Raw genomic sequence first — 20415 nt, 5'->3', positions numbered from 1 at the left:
ATAATATGTAAATTTGATAAACACTTTTTGATGAATACTGATAATGTAAAAAATTATAAGAAATAGAAATTCTATAAATAATGAAGGAAAAAATTAATAGATATATGCGAGTTTATAAAAGAATAAGGTTTTATATATATTATAATTTATATTAAAAAGGCTTAATCTTAAATAAAAAGATTAAGCCGTAATTTTTAGCAAATTTAAATATTAGAACCAGTATCTGAATCCTAATTGACCAGCAAATCCGAAGAATGCATCAGGAGCCCAACCGCTTCCGCCATCGCCTATATATAATCCTAATAGTCTAAATCCGCCGCTGCCAATACTAAGAGCATTTATACTAGGAGCTACTTCCACAAATACTTCCCAGTCTTTAGCAAATATAAAAGAGAAACCTATAGGTACTCTTAAAGCAGCATTAATATTCCAATATTTGCTTCCAAAGTCAGCACTTAATCCCAAACCAGGACCTAAATAGAAATGAATACCAACTGAATCCTGTAATAAAGGAATTTTCAAGCCCCACCAATCCATAGTAAATCCAATACCAAAATACTGATAATTATCAGTAAACAATATTCTTCCTGTTAATCCAAACATTAAAGGAACGCCATCAAATTGTCCAGTTAAGCCTAAAGAAGCTTGAGCAGGAAATCCTCCTACAAATGCAGCACCAATAGCAGCTCCATCAGCATAAGCTGCTTGTGCTTTAGTAGGAATAGTTGTTATTACTGCTAATGCAAGAATAACAGATAACACAATTCTTCTTAACATAATACATCTCCAATTATTAATATAATTTCAATATATATTTTTTGATTAAAAAAGTCAATACATTTATAATAATAGCTATATATATGATAATGATGGATTAAAAAACTTGAATATAAAAATATTTATGCTTATAAAAAATTGTTTTTAAGTTTTATATTGATATTATTTTGTATTAATTATACAATCATATTATGAATTATTTTGTTAAAGTTATTGTGTATGTTTTATTTTTAATTATTTTTGTTTCTTGCGGACTTCCGGATATTACCAGCATTACACAAGAGATGAATCAGCCCTTTATAACAAAGATTACTCCCATGGATAAAAAAATAGTTATAGAGTTTCAGGCACAAAATAATGAACCAGCGTTTAGCGGATACAATATATATTTTGGAGACAGTGTTAATCCGAGGATATATAGAGTTTATAGCCAGCAAAAAACAATTCCTACTATAGTAAGTACAAGAAGCACAACTTTGCAAACATTTACTTTTACGATAGAAAAAAATATTTATTATACAGGAAGTAATATTACAGAAATTTCACTTCTTCCAGAAACTGAGATAAGAAACGGCATACCTATATATGTGTGGGTGAGTTCTTATCAAATAACGCCTCAAAATGAAAGTTATTATTATTATGATAATTATGTAAAGATGGCGACACCAAGGCCAGAAGCATTAAATCAAACTGTCACAGCTAATACTACTATAGTTTTTTCAGAGGGTAATTTAGCCAATTTGACATTAAATAATAATAAGCTTTATTTTTCTAGTCCTCAAGCAGCAAATGAAACATGGTCTGTGCAGCGAGTGGCTGGTACTTCTCTTTATGATGTTGTAGTTCCTCCAACTGAAGGATATACTACAGAGAGTTTGGAGGTTATTGCTGATAGATTATATTTAATAAAGATTAATAAAAATAATGCAAATTATTATGCCAAGATATTTGTAAGGAGTGTTAACGGTGTTAATAGTATAGTAGCAGATTACTGTTATCAGATTAGTGCCGACATATTAAGTTATTAAAGATGAAGAAAATATTTTTGCTTATTCTATTTACTATATTTTTCAGTTCCTGTGCCGAAGAGCTTGTTACTATAATAGATGAATATAATATGCCTTATGAAATAAAAGCTATACCTGGAGATAGTAAGGTGAGTATATCTTTTTGGTCAGGAATATTAGCATCAGATTTTGCAGGATTTAATATATATGCCAAAACTTCAGAAAATATGAATCAGCCAGATGATGCCATAAAAGATGCTACAACCCAAGCACTTCCTACTATAAAGGGTACAAATCATACCCGTACTAACTTTACAATAGAGATTCCAAATTATAATTTTGTAAACGGCACAAAATATTTTATAACAGTAACAGCATACGGCACAAATGAACTTATAGAAGAAAAATATATTGAGACAAAGATTAACACAGCGGTACCAGTGATACCAAGACCGGAGGGCACAGGAACTATTGACGCTGCCAATAATATAAATGTTACAGGTGCTGGAACTGTTGCTACAATTAATGGTAATATGATTAATGTTTCAGGTGCATGGAAAGTACAGTATTTTGGATATCAGACTAATTTTAATAATGTAGTTGTTGTTACTAATATGAATGGTTTTGATAATGATGCTCCGTATTTAGTTAATGGTCTTTATATATTTTATGATGGTACAGCTTTGGCAAAAGTTTTGATAGGGGCAAACAATACTTATCAGTGGGCTTATCAAAATAATGCTGCTTCTTGGAACGGTGTATAGATTTCTAATTTTTTTATAATAAAAACTTGAAATTTATTTTTTATATGTTATAATGTATCACATATTTAATTTTTGGAGAGTTCGTTCAATTGGTAGAGCAGCGGTCTTGAAAACCGCCGGGCTAACACCCATGTGGGTTCGAGTCCCACACTCTCCGATTTAGTTTTAGCTTCCTTAAACAAGGGGCTTTAGCTCATCAGGATAGAGCACTGGTTTCCTAAACCGGGTGGGCAGGTTCGAGTCCTGTAAGCCCCAATTATATTACAATCATGAATTTAAAGCTTTTTTTTTCTTACTATCTTAATCTTAAAAAACTAAAAAAAATCAAATTATTTGTCTTTGATGTAGACGGCGTTATGACTGATGGAAAACTTATATTTGATGATAATGGAATAGAGACTAAATTTTTCAATACTTTAGATGGTATGGGGATAGTGATGGCATTAAAATCTGGGATTAAAATTGCTATTATTACTGGAAGTAAGGCTGCTTGCGTGAAAAAAAGATTTGATAAATTTAAAATACATGGCTTTGAAGATTTGATACAGGGAGAAGAATATAAAATTCCTGCTCTTTTGACATTAATAGAAAAATATGGTTTAAAAAGTGAGGAAGTTGCCTATATGGGTGATGATGTCATAGATTTAGCGCCAATAAAATATGTTGGATTTTCTTTTGCACCAAAAAATGCTATTGATGAAGTGAAAAAAAATGTTAATATAGTATTGAATAAGGAAGGTGGAAAAGGGGCTGTGAGGCTTGCCATAAATATGATATTAAAAGCGAGGGGGGATTATGAAAGAATTATTAAAGATTTTTCTTCTTTTTAGTATAATAATATTTTCTTTAATCTCTTGTACTGATTTTAGTAAAATAGGTCAAGGTATTGGCGACGATAATTTTGAGCGTCCTCCTGAGATGGAATTTTATGGTTTTAAAAGAGAAAGCTATATTACAAATTTTAAGCAAATGGATATGTTTGCAACTAATGCTAAATTTTATGATAGCAGAGCTTTAATAGAGTTATATGATTCGCGTAATTATACTTATGATGCTGATGGCACTATTGCTGCTAAAGTGTCAGGCGAGTTTGCTAAAATAAATAAAAATACTTTATATACAGAAATATTTACTAATGTGGTTGCAAAAGCTTCTAATAATAGCACTTTATATACTGAGTATGTACAGTATGATCATGAGAAAAGACATTTTAAAAGCCCTGTACCAATTAGAGTAGAGCAGGAAGATGGAAGTTGGCTTACTGGAAGCAGTATGGAAGGGGATGTTGCTATGGAAAATATAACTGTATATAATGAAAAAGATGAGGGTAATGCTATAGGAGTGCAAATTGCTGAAGAATAAGCTTTTTTATTCATTAATAATTTTATTTGTTTTAATATCTCCATTAATGCCTCAGTCCCAAAGAAGTGCCGATAAATTTACCTACGACAATAAAAATCAAGTCTTTCAATATACAGGTAATTCAAGATTAGAAGATAAATCAGCTTTAATAACAAGCTATAAGATGACTTTCTACAAAGAAACAGAGCTTGCTACATTTACAGGAAAGGTTAGACTTTTAAGTAAAACCAATGGCTCTACAATAGATGCAGGATATGCAAGTTATAATGCTAAAACCAGATATGCATACGTTAGAAATAATCCAATCCTTCGCTCTTCTACAAATAATATGACTATAAAAAGCACTCTCATGGAGAGAGATTTTAATACACCTTTGGCAAAAGCCATAAGTAATGTCCATCTTACACATATAGATAAAGAAAATGATAGAAGAACAGATGGATATTCTGATGAGTTAATATATGATATGGATACACAGATTTCCATATTAAAAGGAAATCCAAGACTATATCAGGGCAGTGATAGAATAGAAGGCGAGATATTAGAGTATAATGCTAAAACTTCTACGGCAAATGTGATGGGAAGAAGTAAAATATATATACTTCAAACAAATGATTATGTTCAAAGTGATGATACTAATAAAAATAGTAAAGTTAGTAATTATAATATTGTAACGGCAGACAGGCTTTTTTTAGATGAAAAAGGCGGGGTAAATCAAACTAATAGATATTTGTATGCTTATGGGAATGTTAATGCTTATTTTTTTGAAGAGAATATGATACTTAGAGGCGGATACATTATATATGATATGGATAATGAACATATATATATGTATCAAGAACCTTCAGTTAGAATACCAGATAGGGGAATAATATCTTTTGGTGAGTGGATAGAATATAAAAGAGATGAGAAGTTTAGAGATATCATATTTCATAATGATGTTGTTATGGTAGATTATGATGAAAGTATTTCGTTAGAAGGTGACTTGCTTCATCTTGATCCGGATACTAAGGTAGCTACTATTAGCGGAGCTCCGCATGCTTATTTAGAAAATAGAAGTATGAAAATAACTTCGGTTACTATGCAGATATTTAATGATGATGAAAAGTTAAGAGCTAATGGTAATGTTCATGTTGAGATGAAGGATATGAACTCTAAAAGTGCTTGGGCTACATATTTTGATAAAGCTAAATATTTAAGATTATGGGGAGAAAATCCATATCTATCACAAGAAAAAAGTATTGTTAGAGGAAGGGAAATTAGGTACTATATAGATACAGAAAGAATAGAAGCGTATGGTGTAAGCGGTTCTATGTATGAGTGATTTTTATTTATGAATAAAATATTTTTGCTTACATTATATCTAATGTTTATACTTTTCTCTTGTAATAAAACTATAAAACCGTTAAATAAAAATAAAATATATGTTGTCAATATTACTTATATTAAAGATAGTAGTATAGCAGCATTAAATCCATCTGATTTTTTCTATATTTTTAATGCCAAACTTCCATTATTAACTTACGATTTATTAGGGTATAAAATAAAGTATGTATTAAAAGAGGGAATTAATGCTGAAGATTTTTATAAAAATAATATAAAGCTTTTAAATAATAATATTGAGCTTTTTAAAAGAGATTATATAGATATAAAAAAAACAAGTAATGATATTTTAGCAAAAAATATTCTTTATTATTCTCTTTCTAATGAAACTTATAGCAGTCTAAATACTTTATTCGATTATGATAGTTCCAAAGCTTCATTAGAAGAATTAGCCTCAAATATAGCACCAACTTTTAAACAAAATATATTAACACTTTGGAATACACCATTACCAAACGGTAAAAAATTACTTAGAGAAGATATTGTAGCTATGTATACGGCACAGTATTGGAGAGTTATAGGAAGTGCGTTAAAGGATTCTAAAATAGATTCGCATCTTCTAATAATAAATATGCCAATCACTGCAAACTATAAAGGAGCTAATGCTAAAGCTATATCTGAGGGCGGAATTATTGATAGATTAGTGCTTGAAAATAAAAATATTGAAAACACAAAATCCTTAGCTGTAATTAGTACTTATCCTTTTCTTTCTAATAATAAAGTTTTTTCATCACAAAGAGGTGTTGTAAAAATTGACAGCAAAACTTTAAATGATATATTTGCTTATTATATACTTCAAACTATTGCTATGATGTTTAATAAATACGATATACATACAGAAGAAAAGCATTCTATTATGTCAGAAGTTGAAAATTTTGATTATGTTGATTGGTACAATAATATTATAAATTATGAGTTAAGAGCTCCATATAAAGGAGTTAAATATTATAAAGATAGTATAAAATATTAATTAATTTTTATAATATCTGCTATAATATTCATAACTTTTCATTACTCTTTCAACATAGAACTCTGTCTCTTCTATATCTATAAATCTTGCAGTACGATACATATTGTTTGTGCCGTATTCTTTTTTCCACCTGTTTCCTCTTCCAGAACCAGCATTATAGCTAGCAGCAACTAAGGCATAATTGCTGGCATTTTGACTTTGGAATAACCAGCTTAAATGAGATATACCAATATTAATGTTTTGTTTGGCATCTGTTAGGTTTAGAGGGTTATATCTGTATCTTGCTTTTTTATTTTCAGCAGCAGCAGTTGTAGGCATTAATTGCATAAGTCCCATTGCTCCAACATAAGACCTTGCCTTTACATCAAATAAACTCTCTTCTCTCATTATAGAATATACAAAATTGGGCTCTATTTTATAATATTTTGCCTCAGGTACAACATATTCATCAAAATATCTTGGATAAACGTACTTTCTAAACTCATCTGGAAGTAAATCTACATTGTCATAATAATTATATCCAAAATATTTTCCTATGTTAGCACAAATCTGCATAAATCTTTTTGTATTTAATGATGACTTATATATTTTTTCTGCATAATAAAATAAAGGATAAGTGACCTGCGTTTTTTGATAAATACCATTAAACTCTCTGTATGCATTATCCATGTCCCCATAATAATATAATAATATAGGTTTATTTACTTCCTCTCTTGTTTGTAAAGATAATTCATTAAATATTTCATTTTCTTTTTTGTTAGAATAAAAGTCCTGAACAAATTTGTTTTGCATAAATATTTCTTTAGCTATAGCCCTTGCTTCTTTTACTAAGTTATCTTCTTTTTTTGTTACTATATAATCTATAAACTGCATTTTATCAAGCATTTGCATAGTTTTTGTATAATTTGAATCAGCATAATATTTTTTAGCTTCATTTAAGTAGTAAGTGTTGCTTTGAGAAACATAATTTACCATTTCATCAGTTGCTAAACTTAAAGCCCCTTTTACATAAAATGGATTTTTGCTTTCAAGCAGACTTTTCATTATGTACTTATCTCTTGTTTCTGTATCACCCAATTCTTCAGCAGCCCACATATACCATGATAATACAAAGTCATGTCTGTATTTTGGATATATTTTGTCTAATTCACTAATAGCATAATATGTTTCTGTTTTATTTTTTAATTTTAATGCCTTTCTTAAATAGCTTTTTAATGAAAGTTCTGTATATCTATTATTATGAAAGTTTTTTAATGTGTTTGTTAAATATTTTTTAGCTTCTGGTAAATTATTGCTGTTTAGGCTTGCATTAATAAAACTATTATAAATTCTTGGCACATAGCTATCTTTTGGATAATTTCTTAAAAAAGTATTATACAATTCTCTTGCTTTAGTATAATTCTTTAATCTTTCATAATTATTAGCATTCCAGTAAATCGCTAACTTTCTATATTCTCTATTGTTAGTATTGGCAAGGTATTCATTAAATAATGTAGAAGCACTTTCTCTATTTCCTGCTAATTGGTTTATTCTTGCTTTATAATATATTGAATTGTTTTTGTAGGCATTAAGCTCTATAAGATTATCAAAATATTTTAAAGCAGCAGTTCTATATCCAGCATCATATAATTCTACTGCTGATTTATATTTCACATCATTATTAAACTTATATATCTCTTCTTCAAAATTATTATTCAAATATATTAAAGCTTCTCTGTTTATATATTTTTTAGTTAACTCTAATGCTATTAATTTGGATTTATTTGTATCATCAGTTTCTCGCATTGCATTTAGACCAACGAATTCTTTTATCCATTTTTGCTTATTGCTATTAAAAAAATTACTTATAGGATAATCATCTTTATAAAACTCTGCTAATGCTTTATATTGTTCAGCAAAAGGGTATAATGATGATCTTGGATATTCTTCCATAAGTTTAGAATATAAATCTATCGCTTCATCATACATATTAGTATTTAATGCACTTTTTGCTCCATAATATATAATATAATCTCTTATTAATAAATCATTGCTGCTGTTTATTAGATTTGTAAATTGTGCGTATGCTTTTTTGTATTGCTTTTCATTATATAGTTTTAATGCACTACCGTAATTTATTTTGTTTTTTGATACAATATCTGGTATTTCTGATTTCCTCTGAGCTCCTAGTCCAGAAGTCATTATTATAATAATTAATTCAAAAAGTATGACAAGGATAATAATCTTCTTTTTCATAAACACCTACTAATATATTGTATTAACTATAGTATTTTATTATTTTTTCTATCTTTTTGCAAATAGTATTTATTGCTTCTATGAATAATCAAATATTAGTATATTCTATTTAACTTTATAGCATATACCATAATAATCATTCCCAAAACAAATAAAATAAAAGGCAATATAAAACTTTTTATAGATGGAAGCATAACTTCTCTACCATTTATTTTATCATAATATATTGTTATAACTTTTTTATTTGTAAGAGAATAATCGCTTAACATATTGCTTATTATAATTTTTTTATCATTGTAAACGAAGCTATAAACTAAGTATGGATATTTCTTTTTTATAAGTCCATATTCATAATAGCTTTCATTTTCAATATTTGCTTGAACTTTTATAATGTCTCCTTTTTTGTATTTTATTATATTAGTGATATTAATATAATTCATCATTATAAAGCAAAATAAAAATAATGAAGCCATTATAAATAGTGTTATTTTATATTTTATAAGTTTATTTTTCATTTACAATATTTTTCTTTTTGAATATTATAGATATTATAGTAACTATAATTAATACTATCCAACAAATTATTGTAGTGTATGCATATTTCATTGTAGGCATAAACTCAAATATAATATTGTTATCTCCAGCTTCAACATATACCCCTCTAAATAATAAATTAGCCTTAAGCAATTCTTTTTTTTCTCCATTGATGCTTACAGTCCAATCAGGGCTATATCTCTCTTTTAATACCAATACACCAGCATCAGGTGTTTGAACATTAAATACTACTTTGTTGTTGCTGTATTCAAGCATTTCTACTTTGTTTATAGAGTTGCTCACATTCAAAACTATATTATTAGAATTGTCTGTTATAATAGCCTCTTTTGCTAAATTAAAATTAGGTATCTTCATTCTTCCAAGACCGTCATTAAAATCTTTTGCATTATATATGCTATTTACAAACTCATATTTATTTCTATATCCATTAAGTTCGTATAATACAGCAGCAGAAAAAGAATCCTGATACTCTGTTATTTTAGTAATATCATTAGCAATCATAGAGTTATCTAAATATGTAGGGCTTAATATATATCTTACTCCGAGCAAATCCATTAATCTTGGTTCATATCCTACATAATCATTAATTCTAAATGCTGAAAACATATCTGTTATTTCTTTGCTTAATCTGCTTGCTGCTGGAGGTTCTGTTAGCGGAATATTGTAATATGGCATTGTGTGCGTTGTGTATCTATATAGATAAGGAATAAGTATAGGCATTGTAGTTTCATTGCCTTTTTGTTTTAATATATGCTCTGTGATTGGAGTGCCTTCATACATTTTATCTATATTTGATTTTACTATAAATATATTTGCTGTTTGCATTAAGTCTAAAAATAGTATGGCCATAAAAGCATAAGGTAAATATTTATAGTATAATTTTTCTTTATTTGCTATTATGATATATAAAAAAGTTATTATTGTGCCTATTATTAATATGCTTATTTTACCTGTATCATAAACTGAAAGTAAAATAAATATTATTAAAGGAGCTGCCAATAAATATTTATCTTTTAATGTTATCTCTTTTAAAGAAATAGAATTAATCATTAAAAGAGTTGTTACAGATGATATTAAAACTAATCTTACAAAAGACATTGATATATTTTTTGCTATTAATGCAGATTTGTCTTGCCAGTCAGTGAGGAATGCGTTTTGTATAAAGCCATTTAATAGTATAGTGATAACAGCAAATACAACAGACAAAATTAATATAGCATACATTATTTTTTGTGCTATGCTTACTCCTCTATATTCATCTTCTAAGTATTTAAGCAGTTTATCTTCTTTTTTTGCTTCTATTGCTTTGAATATATAATCTGCAGCAAATGCTGAAAGTATTGCAAATGGTATAGGTATAATTTCTATAAATTTATTAGGGTTTCTTGCATCTCTAAATATTGGTATTTGAAACAATGCTCCGTATATGATAGGCAAATATCTTCCAAAGCTTGCTATTAAAAAGAATAAAGCAGTACCTATCCAAAAATATTTTTCACTGTATTTCTTTTTGCTTATAAACAATGCAAATATTATAAATAAAAAAGTTATATATCCAATGTTTACAGCGGTAAGAGAGAAGTTTGAAGTTTTCGGTTCTCCTTCCATATTAGCTATTCTTCCCCAATATGGATGAGTTTCACTTCCAGAATAGTATCCAAAAAGACCTGGTACAAAAAATCCTAATACTTCCTCTGGCGGATAAGACCATCTTGTAGCCCAATTCCATAAGTCTTGTTTATTTTGCACTCCAGCAGCTCCCATGTCTTGAGTGTTTTTTGTAACCATTATAACTTGTATAGACATTAGAAAAGAAAATATTGCAACTAATGCAAACTTTACACACAACAATATTATTTTTTTAATATTAGTTTTTATAAAGCCAGATAATTTTAGATTGTTTTTCTTGCTGTATAATAAATATAAAAAATAACAAGAGAGAAATAAAGCAAAATACATTGCTACGTCCAAAGCACCTCCCAAAAATGCTATACCTAAAAAAGCACCAGTAAAAAAGAAATCTCTCCACTTTTCAGTATTCATTGCTTTTGATAAGAAATATAAAACCAAAGGAAAATAGCAATAAGTTTCAAATTTACCTAAATGTCCAGGAAGTATGAGAGTAAATATTGCATTAGAAAACATTAAAGCAATTGCTCCAAACATAGAAGCATTTATTGATAATTTCTTTTCTCTTAAAAATAAAAATAAACCATAACCCATTATAGCTATATGGAGAATAATTGTAACTTGAGGGTATATTTTATATGGTAAAATAGCTATTAATAAAGATTTTGGGTGTATAGGCACAGTTGAAGGTGCTGATATTGTAAAATAAGCATTATTCCAAAAATATAGATTTCCATTTAATATTGCATCTTTAACATTTTTTATGTCCCAGAGAATGACATCTCCCATTTGAAGATAAGAAAATGTTAAATTGCTTGCAAAAAAAAGTATGGAAAGTATTATAAATATAATAGGGTATTTTATTTCGCTTTTTACTGATTTCATAATTATACTGTTTCCTTTTTTGTATATACGATTAAATAATAGTTATTAGATAAAAACATTTAATAAGCTATGATATATAAAAGATATAGTATTGTCAAGGAGTTTTATTATATTTTTGTATTGCAATATATTAGTATAAATTAAAAATTTATTATTGTATAAAAAATAAAAATTTAATTATAGCTTTTATATACCGCACGTTAAGGTAATCTATCAAATATAAATTAACTGAAAATACAATTTTAATTATATTTATGAATTTGTTAAACGTGCGGGAAATAAATTTGTAATCTAATAATTACTTTGTGGGGGGATACTTTTTTGGTTTAGTATTATAAAAGGTTAAAACAGAAATTGAAAATAAAACAAAAAAGCTAATATGGCAGGTAATAAAAAAATATTGGTAAACATAATATTTACAATTATTTTAAATAAATATATAATAAGCATAATTTTTCATTTTTTTGCATAGATATAAAATTGTATTTTAAAACAAGGATATAATTATGAGTTATTGTTTTATTAAAGAAGATAAAGAGTTTAGAAAATTAAAAGAAAATGAAATTGATTTTTTAAAAAGTCAAGGCTGCATATCTCAAAGCTGGGATAAAATATTAATAAAGAATGTTGATTTAAGTAGAATAAAAGATGTTAGTTTTCATGGGAAAGTAAAAATTAATGAGCTTAATGGAACTGTGATGTATTATAATAAATTAAAAGTACCAGCATCAATAAATAGAGCTACCTTAATAAATGTATTTATAAATGGAAATGTTTATATAAACAACATAGGACGCTTTATTGCAAATTATAAAATACAAAATGGGGTTATAATAGAGAATGCTGGAGCTATATATATGGAAGGAGAGAGCAGTTTTGGAAATGGAGTAGAAACCTCTCCTATTATGGAAGGAGATGGAAGAAGCGTAAAAATATTTTATAGATTAAACTCACATATAGCATACGTAGTTGCAATGTATAGGCATAAAAAATTAATGCGTGATAATATAAATAAAATAGTAGATGCTTATACTAAAAGCAAAACTAAGAAATTTGGAAAAATCAAAAGACATGCTCAAATAATTAATGCGAGGATAATAAAAAATTCTCTTATAGACCCTTATGCCAAAGTAGAAAACACAGATGAAATAAATAACACAACAATAATAAGTACAAAAGAATGCCCATCATATATAGGTACGTCTGTAATATTAAAAGATTCTATAGTGTTAAAAGGTGCCCATATAGTTGATGGCACTGTTATAAAAAAAGCATTTATTGGAGAGGGCGTTAAATTAGGGAGACAATTTTCTTGCGAGGATTCTTTACTATTTGCAAACTGTGAAGGAGAACATGGAGAGATGTTTTCTATATTTGCAGGTCCATATACAGTTACACATCATAAAGCTACACTTTTAATAGCTAGCCATTTTTCTTTTTTTAACGCTGGAAGCGGCACTAATCAAAGCAATCACATGTACAAACTTGGACCTTACCATCATGGATTTATGGAGAGAGGCTGTAAAACAGGAAGTAATTCATATATATTATGGCCTTCACATATTGGTGCTTTTTCTACAGTTATTGGTTCTCATTATGATAATGTTGATACTTCTGATTTCCCTTTTTCATATATTACAGAACATGGGTACCATCAAACAAGACTTATTCCCGCTTTAAATTTATTTGGTGTTGGGCTTTCAAGAGATGAAAAGAAATGGAAAGAAAGAGATAGAAGAGTAGGGGATAAAAAAGATTTAATTATATTTGATGTATTTAGTCCTTATACTGTATCTAAAATGATTAAGGCGGAAGAAATATTAAATAATATGAAAAAAGAAATTGTTAATGATAAAGTAGAATATATAAAATTTAAGAATATGATTATTAAAACCTCATCTCTAAATAAATATTCAAACAGATATTCTATTGCAATAGATTTATATTTACATAACAAACTTCTTGAATATATAAAAGATTATGATAAAATAGAGGATATTTTTAATAATATAAAACAATGTAAATTTTATGAAACTTGGGTTGATGTTGGAGGGCTTATATGTGCAAAAGAGAAATTAGATAATATTATATTAGATATAGAAAATAATAATATTAATAATGTTCAAGATTTGATAAAAGCTTTTGAAAAATTATACAATGATTACAGCATAGATGAAAAATCTTGGGTTATTAATATGATTAAAAAAAGATATAATATAAGTACTATTAATATAGATGTTATATTAAAAATGTTAAAGGAGCATTTATCCCTTCTTACTACTTCTTATGAAATATTTTATAGAGATGTTAAAAAGGAATATGATTTAGCAAAAATGGTTAGCTGCGGAATAGATGATAAAACTGTAATGGAAGAAGATTTTAAAGCTATAAGAGGAACTGCTAAAGATAATGCTTTCGTTGTTAAATATAAAAATGATGTAGAGACAAAAATAGAAGATATAAATAAATTAATAAAGAAATTAGGAAATTAATAAGTATGAGAATGTATTCACTTTCAATAAATATAACTATAGGTTTTGAAGACATAATAGAAGCTACTATAGAAAGCGGCGAACTAGATATATTAGGATACAATATAGAGTTTCCTATAAACAACAATAATATTGCTATAGTTAATATATATAATGAAAACCAAGAAAAGTTAGAAAACAATTTAAATATAATAAAAGAAAATATTGATGATATAGCAGAATATGATTATGAGGTAAAAGAGCTAAACTCAGATGAATATTTAACATCATATATGGCGTTTTTAAAACCTTTTAAAGTTGGGGAAATAACTATAATACCAAATTTAAAAGATGAGAATAATAACGAAGATGCATTATATATAGCTAAGCAATATGCTTTTGGTACAGGCACTCATGAAACAACATCTTTAGCTTTAGATATGATTAATGACTACTCTAAAAATAATAATATTTCTTCTAAAACGATAGCTGATATTGGATGCGGCAGCGGTATACTTTCTTTATTTTGTTATAAATTAGGTGCTAAAAATATTACCTCTGTAGATATAGATAATGATGCTGTTAATTGTACTTTAGATAATGCTAAATATAATAATATAAAATTAAATAATGTATTTTTAGGAAGTGCTGAGAGTTTAAGTAATTTTCAATATGATTTAGTAATAGCAAATATTGAAACAGATATATTGATAGAGATATTGCCTGATTTGAAAAAAATACTAAAAGAGAATGGACATTTAATATTATCTGGAATACTAGCAGAAAAAGAGAGCTTTATGAATGAAGCTATAAAACAAAATAATTTAAATATATTGGATAGAAAGCAGAAGAATGATTGGATATCTTTACTTTTAAAATAATTTTTTATAGAGCATTTTTTAAATCTTTTGTAGCATCTTCTGGTGTAATTGAGTTTATAAAAACACCGCTTCCAAGCTCATATCCTGCAAGCTTGCTCATTTTAGGCATTATGTCCAAAAACCAATGACTTGAATGAGAGTATTTTTTTTCTAATGCAGGCGTAAGTGTATGAAGCACATAATTAAAACTAATTTCTCCAAGCACTTTATTAATTCTGTTAAATACATCTTTAACAATACTTGCAAATTGTGATATGCAGTCTTCAGAATATACTATACTGTCTGAATGTTTTTTTGGCAATATATAAATTTGATATGGAGATTTTGAAGCGAAAGGGGATATAGCTATAAACTCATCATTTTCGCATATCACTCTTTCATTAATTTTTTTTTCTTCTTCTATCATACTGCAATAAACACATTTATTATTTTCATTATAATATTCTAAAGAACCATATATTTCTTCCATTATTTGAATAGGTATAAAAGGAGTAGTCATCATCTGAGCATGTGAGTGTATTAAACTAGCTCCTGCCTCTCTTCCAAAGTTTTTAAAAAGCAAACTATATAGCATGTCTTTTTCTTTAGATAGCTCTTGTAATCTCATTATTATAGCTTCAAATATAAAGAGTAAATCTTTTTCAGTAGCATTATAATAATTAAAATTATGATTAGGGTTTTCTATAATAACATCATGAAATCCTTTACAAATATCAGCTTCAAATAAATCATTTTTATTAGGCAGCTCATTAGGATTACTTTGTGCAATTATAGGGTATTTATTTGGTACTATTCTTACCATCCATTCTTTTTTATCATTAAAAATAATGGTAGAATGTTCCGGTGTTTTATCTTCATTCCCTTTACAAAACGGACAAGTAGCTTCAGAAGTTACTACATTATAATTTTCTTCAATATTAATATAATCACTTGGTCTGCCCATTCTTTCAGAAGCTATAATAACAGATTGTTTAGTGATAGGGTCTTTTCTTATATGAGGCATTATCCTATTAGCCTTTTTATTTTATCTTTAATTTCTGTGAGATTACCAGATTTTAATATATATCCATCTGCATTCCATACTTGAAACTCATGTCTATAATTATTATAAGCCGTACATATTATAATAGGTAATTCTCTATGATTTTCACGCACCTTTCCAAGGAAGTCTAATCCGTCCATTTTAGGCATTTTTATATCTAATGTTATTAAATCTATATGTGGATTATCTTTATTAATCATTTCCAAGGCTTCTTCGCCGCTATCTGTGGATACTACATTATATCCCTCATCTCTAAACTCTTCTTCGAAAAGTGTTCTAATGCTTTTTTCATCATCAAGCACTAATATAGTTTTCTTAGGCATATAAATGCTCCTTAATAATCTTAATTTATATTATAATTATACAATAAAAAAAGTCAAATAGATTTTTACACAATAAATATAACAATATTTCATAAAAAGTGTAAATATTATTTTTTATCAATTATTTCTTCTCACTGTCTATCGATTTCTGATAAGTTGCTATTAAAGCTTCTATCATACCACTCCTTACAGATTTTTGTTCTAATAGCTCAACTCCTTTTATAGTGATACCAGCAGGAGTACAAACATTATCTTTTAATTCTGCAGGATGTTTCTTAGATTCTAAAACCATAGAACCAGCACCTTTAAATACCTGACTTGCAATCTCTATAGCACTTTTTCTGTCTATTCCCATTAACACTCCAGCATCGCTCATAGCCTCTATTAATATATACATAAAAGCAGGTGAGCATCCTGCCATGGCATTATAAGCATGTATTTTATCTTCTGCTATTATTTTTACCATCGAAACTTTGCTTAAAAGTTCAACTATAGCCGCTTCAAGTATTTTATTCTGAGACTCCACAATAGATATAAAACCATTACAAGTTTTTACAGGAGTATTCGGCATTATTCTAATAATGTTTTCTGTATTAAATAATTGTTTTAATTCAGAAACAGATACTGAAGCTGCAACACTTACTATTGTAGTATCTTTTTTTATATTATTTTCTATCTCTTTAGCAATATCCTTAACCATATAAGGCTTAACAGCTATAAATAAAATATCTGCTTCTTCTGCTATTTTTTTATTATTATTGAATGTTTTTATTTCAATATTTTTTTCTATTTGTTCTTTTTTTTCTTTTGTCTTTACGCTTGCTATTATATTATTTTTATTAATACCAGCTTTAATAAAACCTTCTATTAGAGCTAATCCCATAGCACCCGCACCAATAAAGCCTATCATTTTATATCTCCTTTATTATTATAACTATTTGGAACTACTACCATAGTGCCAAGCATTTTAGCTAATATTTTATTTTCATCATCTAAAACACTAGCCTCAACAACTATTAAAGTTTTTCCTGCCTTCAAAACTTCACCAATACATTTTACTTTTTTACATATAACAGGGCGAAGATAATTAATTTTTAAATCAGATGTTACAACATGCTTACCATCTTCAAGAACACTTAAAGCAGCAAATCCAGAAGCAGTGTCAAGCATTGAAGCAACCATACCCCCATGCATAAATCCTAAAGCCTGAGAGAACTCTTTTTTGTTTTCTAAAGATATTACAACTCTTCCAACATTTGCCTCTTCTAATTTGCAATCTATGAAATTTAAAAAATCCTGTTTATAAAATATATCAGAGAGCCTTTTATATATATACTCTTGCATCTATTATATTTTTCCTTTATGCATTACTTTCCCATTCATAGTCATAATGATACTCTTTATAATTACCCTTAAATACAACACCTTTTACAACTAACTTCTCATCTAATATAACTAAATCAGCAATATACCCCTCTTTTATCCTTCCATATTTATCATCTATACCCATAACCTTAGCAGGATAAAGTGAAGCCATCTTTAAAGCCTCTTCAACTGTAGCACCCACCTGATTAACAACATTTCTTACAGACTGACTCATAGTAATAGAAGCCCCTCCCAAAGTACCATTATCATCTATAAGCCTATTTCCGTCTCTATGTATCTTTTTACCAGCCCAAATATATTCTTTTATCTCTGGAGCAGCAGCAGGAGCTATGGCATCAGTTACAATACAAATATGCCCTGTCTTTAATTTGTAAGCAAGCTCTACAGAAGCAAAATCACAATGCACCCCATCGCATATTAAACCAGCATACATATCCTTAGTTTCAAGCACAGCTCCCACCGCTCCCGGTTCTCTCGAACCCCAAGGACGCATAGCATTAAATAAGTGCGTAGCAAAAGTTATTCCATAAGGTATTTTTTCTTTTATTTCATTATAAGTGCCATTAGTATGTCCTACAGATACTACTTTACCAGCCTTAGCAAATGCCTCAATTGCTTTACCATCTACCATTTCTGGCGCCAATGTTACCATAACACATTTCGAAGCATTAATTTTTTTTATCATGTTCATATCTGTTTCTCTTATAAACTTATCATTATGAATACCTCGTTTTTCATGAGATATATAAGGACCTTCAAAATGTATGCCAAGTACACCTATAACAGACAAATCTTCTATTCTATTAAATAAATCTATAATCTTTAACATATATTCATCGCCGTTTGTAATTACTGTAGGCAAATAAGAAGTACATCCATATCTTTGGCAAACTTCATTCATATTTTTTAATGTTTCAACTGTTGGAGTAGCATTAATATCATAGCCTCCTATGCCATTAACTTGCAAATCTATATATCCTGGAGCTACTATTTTTCCTCCTAAATCTATTCTTGTAATTACAGCATCAACATCTATTTCTTTCTCTACACTCTTAATAATATTATTTTCTATTACTATACAATGCCCATCTATAAACTTCTCTCCGTCAAATATTCTAATGTTTGTAAGAGCATAATAAGATTTATAAAGTCCTTTAATAAGTTCTTTAGGGTGAAGACTTTTACTCTCTAAACTCTTAGCATATTTATAAGTTTTTACTTTTAAATCACTGCTTGATTCTTCATCGGCTACAATTATAAGTTTTTTATGTTCTTGTAAAACAGAAGTAGGGTAGAATTGGCTTATTGCTCCCTCAACACAATGAGACAATGCATCAGATACATCATAACCATTAGCCATAACAAGTATATATCTTGCATTAAAAGCCTCTTCAAATCCAAGAGTAAATCCTTCCCTTGGAAACATCTCTACAGGCATATTGAATTTTTTTGCCTCATAGCTTCTAATTATCTCACTTATCTTTTTATCTCTCACACTTCCTTCTAATGATGAGCTTGGAGTGTTAAGTAAAAAACTTCCATCTTCTGCTAAATTATCTATAAGTAAAGTTATATTTCCAAGTTTTTTAATTATGTTTGACATTCTCTTAGCTTCTTTTTTTCTATCTGTAACTTTACTATTAAATAGATGAACATTTTCCTTAGGTATATCTATATATTTAAGAAAATTTTCTTCCAAATATTTTTGAGATATATCAGAATCTATATATTCGCCAGAAGAGACTATATGTATATTTTTAAACGATACTATATTATCATTATAAAAAGATAATAATTTTTCATAATAAGATTTATCTACATACCTCAATGGAAAAGATAATACAAAAGGCTTTTTTCTATCAGAATAATCTAATATACATTTTACAGTATAATATGCTGCCCATTCATAAACGCTTTCATTAGTTATAATTATTCTCATTTGTATATGTCTCCTTATTAAAATAATATTTAATTTTGTTTTATTCTCATAGATACGGTTTGACTAGATAATCTCAAAGATGATTCATAGTCTGCTATTACAGTAACATCGCCATGCTTTTGCAATTTGCTTAAAGGTGAAGAGTTACTTATACCGCATTCCAAGCAATCTCTAAGAGAACAAGAATTTTCTATACCAGATGATGTTAATAAAATAGTATCAACTATATCTATAATACCCATTCCCATACTAAATACCATAGTTGGAACTTCTTTTTCAAATTTATTTTTTATGGCTTTTATGGAATGTTCACTTAATGTTTTTAATCTAAATAATGATGATAATGATGACATTCTCTCATTTCCTGCCGAGGTAGAATCTGGAGTGAGAGAATACCATATAACATCAAATCTTCCTATTTTTTCTATTGTTTTTAATTGTTTTTCCATTTGACTTTCATCTTTACTGCCGTCAAAAAGAAATTGATTCTTTTTAGGAATATCTAATTTTGAGAGTAAATTTTCTTTTAAAAAATATGCTTTGCTGTTTTTATCGTCTTGTGATAATCCAACATATTCTGATTGCTGAAATATAAATATATTTTTAAAATTAATATTATAATTTTTTACGTTTTCTATTATTGCTTTATAAATATCTTTAGTATCATTTTCGCTTGAAACAGAAATATAGAGTTTTTCTTTTGTTTTTTGTTTCTTTTCCAAAAAATGTAGAATATGATTTGCTGTAAAATATGTATAATCCTTATAGGAATCTGCTATATATATATTCATAAAAAAATAAGTCCT

At 27.8% G+C, this 20415-nt stretch carries 18 protein-coding genes and 2 tRNA genes; 10 read left to right on the top strand and 10 right to left on the bottom strand.

What is annotated here, in order from left to right; all coding sequences use genetic code 11:
• Nucleotides 1–210: 210 nt before the first annotated feature.
• The gene (locus tag R4I97_RS06755) at nt 211–777 is read right to left on the bottom strand and encodes a hypothetical protein (RefSeq protein WP_335784316.1); all 567 of its coding nucleotides are present in this window, start codon (nt 775–777) and stop codon (nt 211–213) included.
• 191 nt (nt 778–968) lie between these two features.
• On the opposite strand from R4I97_RS06755, the gene R4I97_RS06750 reads away from it, so the two are divergent.
• From R4I97_RS06750 to R4I97_RS06715, 8 genes are all read left to right on the top strand, one after another.
• Complete coding sequence (locus tag R4I97_RS06750; protein ID WP_335784315.1) at nt 969–1805, top strand: hypothetical protein; 837 nt, start codon at nt 969–971, stop codon at nt 1803–1805.
• 2 nt (nt 1806–1807) lie between these two features.
• Complete coding sequence (locus R4I97_RS06745; protein ID WP_335784314.1) at nt 1808–2548, top strand: hypothetical protein; 741 nt, start codon at nt 1808–1810, stop codon at nt 2546–2548.
• A 74-nt stretch (nt 2549–2622) separates the two neighbouring features.
• Nucleotides 2623–2705: transfer RNA gene (locus tag R4I97_RS06740), tRNA-Ser, on the top strand.
• Nucleotides 2706–2730: 25 nt separating this feature from the next.
• A tRNA-Arg gene (locus R4I97_RS06735) sits at nt 2731–2803 on the top strand.
• Nucleotides 2804–2817: 14 nt separating this feature from the next.
• The gene (locus tag R4I97_RS06730; protein ID WP_335784313.1) at nt 2818–3378 is read left to right on the top strand and encodes a KdsC family phosphatase; all 561 of its coding nucleotides are present in this window, start codon (nt 2818–2820) and stop codon (nt 3376–3378) included.
• Complete coding sequence (gene lptC, locus R4I97_RS06725; protein ID WP_335784312.1) at nt 3344–3910, top strand: LPS export ABC transporter periplasmic protein LptC; 567 nt, start codon at nt 3344–3346, stop codon at nt 3908–3910. Before R4I97_RS06730 ends, lptC begins: the two co-directional genes overlap by 35 nt.
• A 46-nt stretch (nt 3911–3956) precedes the next feature.
• Nucleotides 3957–5234 (top strand): LptA/OstA family protein, encoded by a 1278-nt coding sequence (locus tag R4I97_RS06720; protein WP_335784540.1) that lies wholly within the window; start codon nt 3957–3959, stop codon nt 5232–5234.
• 9 nt (nt 5235–5243) lie between these two features.
• On the top strand, nt 5244–6263 hold the full coding sequence (locus R4I97_RS06715; protein WP_335784311.1) for a hypothetical protein: 1020 nt from the start codon (nt 5244–5246) through the stop codon (nt 6261–6263).
• On the opposite strand, the gene R4I97_RS06710 is transcribed toward R4I97_RS06715, so the two are convergent.
• From R4I97_RS06710 to R4I97_RS06700, 3 genes are all read right to left on the bottom strand, one after another.
• On the bottom strand, nt 6264–8498 hold the full coding sequence (locus R4I97_RS06710) for a transglycosylase SLT domain-containing protein (RefSeq protein WP_335784310.1): 2235 nt from the start codon (nt 8496–8498) through the stop codon (nt 6264–6266).
• Between the two features lie 95 nt (nt 8499–8593).
• Nucleotides 8594–8941: a hypothetical protein gene (locus R4I97_RS06705; protein WP_335784309.1), complete on the bottom strand. Its 348-nt coding sequence runs from the start codon at nt 8939–8941 to the stop codon at nt 8594–8596.
• 61 nt (nt 8942–9002) lie between these two features.
• On the bottom strand, nt 9003–11567 hold the full coding sequence (locus R4I97_RS06700) for a YfhO family protein (RefSeq protein ID WP_335784308.1): 2565 nt from the start codon (nt 11565–11567) through the stop codon (nt 9003–9005).
• Nucleotides 11568–12073: 506 nt separating this feature from the next.
• Here R4I97_RS06700 and R4I97_RS06695 point away from each other — a divergent pair.
• Together R4I97_RS06695 and R4I97_RS06690 are read left to right on the top strand one after the other, a co-directional pair.
• Entirely contained in the window at nt 12074–14059 is a 1986-nt protein-coding gene (locus R4I97_RS06695; protein WP_335784307.1) for a DUF4954 family protein, read from the top strand.
• 5 nt (nt 14060–14064) lie between these two features.
• Nucleotides 14065–14919, top strand: coding sequence for a 50S ribosomal protein L11 methyltransferase (locus tag R4I97_RS06690; protein WP_335784306.1), 855 nt, complete (start codon nt 14065–14067; stop codon nt 14917–14919).
• A gap of 4 nt (nt 14920–14923) precedes the next feature.
• On the opposite strand, the gene R4I97_RS06685 is transcribed toward R4I97_RS06690, so the two are convergent.
• The 6 genes from R4I97_RS06685 to R4I97_RS06660 form a co-directional block, all read right to left on the bottom strand.
• Nucleotides 14924–15922, bottom strand: a complete 999-nt coding sequence (locus tag R4I97_RS06685) for a DUF4931 domain-containing protein (RefSeq protein WP_335784305.1) — start codon at nt 15920–15922, stop codon at nt 14924–14926.
• On the bottom strand, nt 15922–16284 hold the full coding sequence (locus R4I97_RS06680) for a response regulator (RefSeq protein WP_147730381.1): 363 nt from the start codon (nt 16282–16284) through the stop codon (nt 15922–15924). The genes R4I97_RS06685 and R4I97_RS06680 overlap by 1 nt, the downstream gene beginning before the upstream one ends.
• A 121-nt stretch (nt 16285–16405) precedes the next feature.
• Nucleotides 16406–17194, bottom strand: a complete 789-nt coding sequence (gene proC, locus R4I97_RS06675) for a pyrroline-5-carboxylate reductase (protein ID WP_335784304.1) — start codon at nt 17192–17194, stop codon at nt 16406–16408.
• Nucleotides 17191–17628, bottom strand: coding sequence for a PaaI family thioesterase (locus R4I97_RS06670; protein ID WP_335784303.1), 438 nt, complete (start codon nt 17626–17628; stop codon nt 17191–17193). Before R4I97_RS06670 ends, proC begins: the two co-directional genes overlap by 4 nt.
• 16 nt (nt 17629–17644) lie before the next feature.
• Complete coding sequence (gene nagA, locus R4I97_RS06665; RefSeq protein WP_335784302.1) at nt 17645–19609, bottom strand: N-acetylglucosamine-6-phosphate deacetylase; 1965 nt, start codon at nt 19607–19609, stop codon at nt 17645–17647.
• Nucleotides 19610–19638: 29 nt separating this feature from the next.
• The gene (locus R4I97_RS06660; protein WP_335784301.1) at nt 19639–20400 is read right to left on the bottom strand and encodes a glucosamine-6-phosphate isomerase; all 762 of its coding nucleotides are present in this window, start codon (nt 20398–20400) and stop codon (nt 19639–19641) included.
• Nucleotides 20401–20415: the final 15 nt, after the last annotated feature.

The sequence above is a fragment of the Brachyspira pilosicoli genome (assembly GCF_036997485.1).
GTDB classification, from domain to species: Bacteria; Spirochaetota; Brachyspiria; order Brachyspirales; family Brachyspiraceae; genus Brachyspira; species Brachyspira pilosicoli_C.
Note: the sequence above shows the minus strand (reverse complement) of the source record. Positions and strands in the feature narration are given on the sequence as shown.

Coding starts and splice junctions, on each gene's coding strand:
- R4I97_RS06755 (WP_335784316.1), bottom strand. CDS start 777: ATGTTAAGAAGAATTGTGTTATCTGTTATTCTTGCATTAGCAGTAATA.
- R4I97_RS06680 (WP_147730381.1), bottom strand. CDS start 16,284: ATGCCTAAGAAAACTATATTAGTGCTTGATGATGAAAAAAGCATTAGA.
- R4I97_RS06700 (WP_335784308.1), bottom strand. CDS start 11,567: ATGAAATCAGTAAAAAGCGAAATAAAATACCCTATTATATTTATAATA.
- proC (WP_335784304.1), bottom strand. CDS start 17,194: ATGATAGGCTTTATTGGTGCGGGTGCTATGGGATTAGCTCTAATAGAA.
- R4I97_RS06695 (WP_335784307.1), top strand. CDS start 12,074: ATGAGTTATTGTTTTATTAAAGAAGATAAAGAGTTTAGAAAATTAAAA.
- R4I97_RS06670 (WP_335784303.1), bottom strand. CDS start 17,628: ATGCAAGAGTATATATATAAAAGGCTCTCTGATATATTTTATAAACAG.
- R4I97_RS06720 (WP_335784540.1), top strand. CDS start 3,957: ATGCCTCAGTCCCAAAGAAGTGCCGATAAATTTACCTACGACAATAAA.
- R4I97_RS06715 (WP_335784311.1), top strand. CDS start 5,244: ATGAATAAAATATTTTTGCTTACATTATATCTAATGTTTATACTTTTC.
- lptC (WP_335784312.1), top strand. CDS start 3,344: ATGAAAGAATTATTAAAGATTTTTCTTCTTTTTAGTATAATAATATTT.
- R4I97_RS06690 (WP_335784306.1), top strand. CDS start 14,065: ATGAGAATGTATTCACTTTCAATAAATATAACTATAGGTTTTGAAGAC.
- R4I97_RS06745 (WP_335784314.1), top strand. CDS start 1,808: ATGAAGAAAATATTTTTGCTTATTCTATTTACTATATTTTTCAGTTCC.
- R4I97_RS06710 (WP_335784310.1), bottom strand. CDS start 8,498: ATGAAAAAGAAGATTATTATCCTTGTCATACTTTTTGAATTAATTATT.
- R4I97_RS06750 (WP_335784315.1), top strand. CDS start 969: ATGAATTATTTTGTTAAAGTTATTGTGTATGTTTTATTTTTAATTATT.
- nagA (WP_335784302.1), bottom strand. CDS start 19,609: ATGAGAATAATTATAACTAATGAAAGCGTTTATGAATGGGCAGCATAT.
- R4I97_RS06660 (WP_335784301.1), bottom strand. CDS start 20,400: ATGAATATATATATAGCAGATTCCTATAAGGATTATACATATTTTACA.
- R4I97_RS06730 (WP_335784313.1), top strand. CDS start 2,818: ATGAATTTAAAGCTTTTTTTTTCTTACTATCTTAATCTTAAAAAACTA.
- R4I97_RS06705 (WP_335784309.1), bottom strand. CDS start 8,941: ATGATGAATTATATTAATATCACTAATATAATAAAATACAAAAAAGGA.
- R4I97_RS06685 (WP_335784305.1), bottom strand. CDS start 15,922: ATGCCTCATATAAGAAAAGACCCTATCACTAAACAATCTGTTATTATA.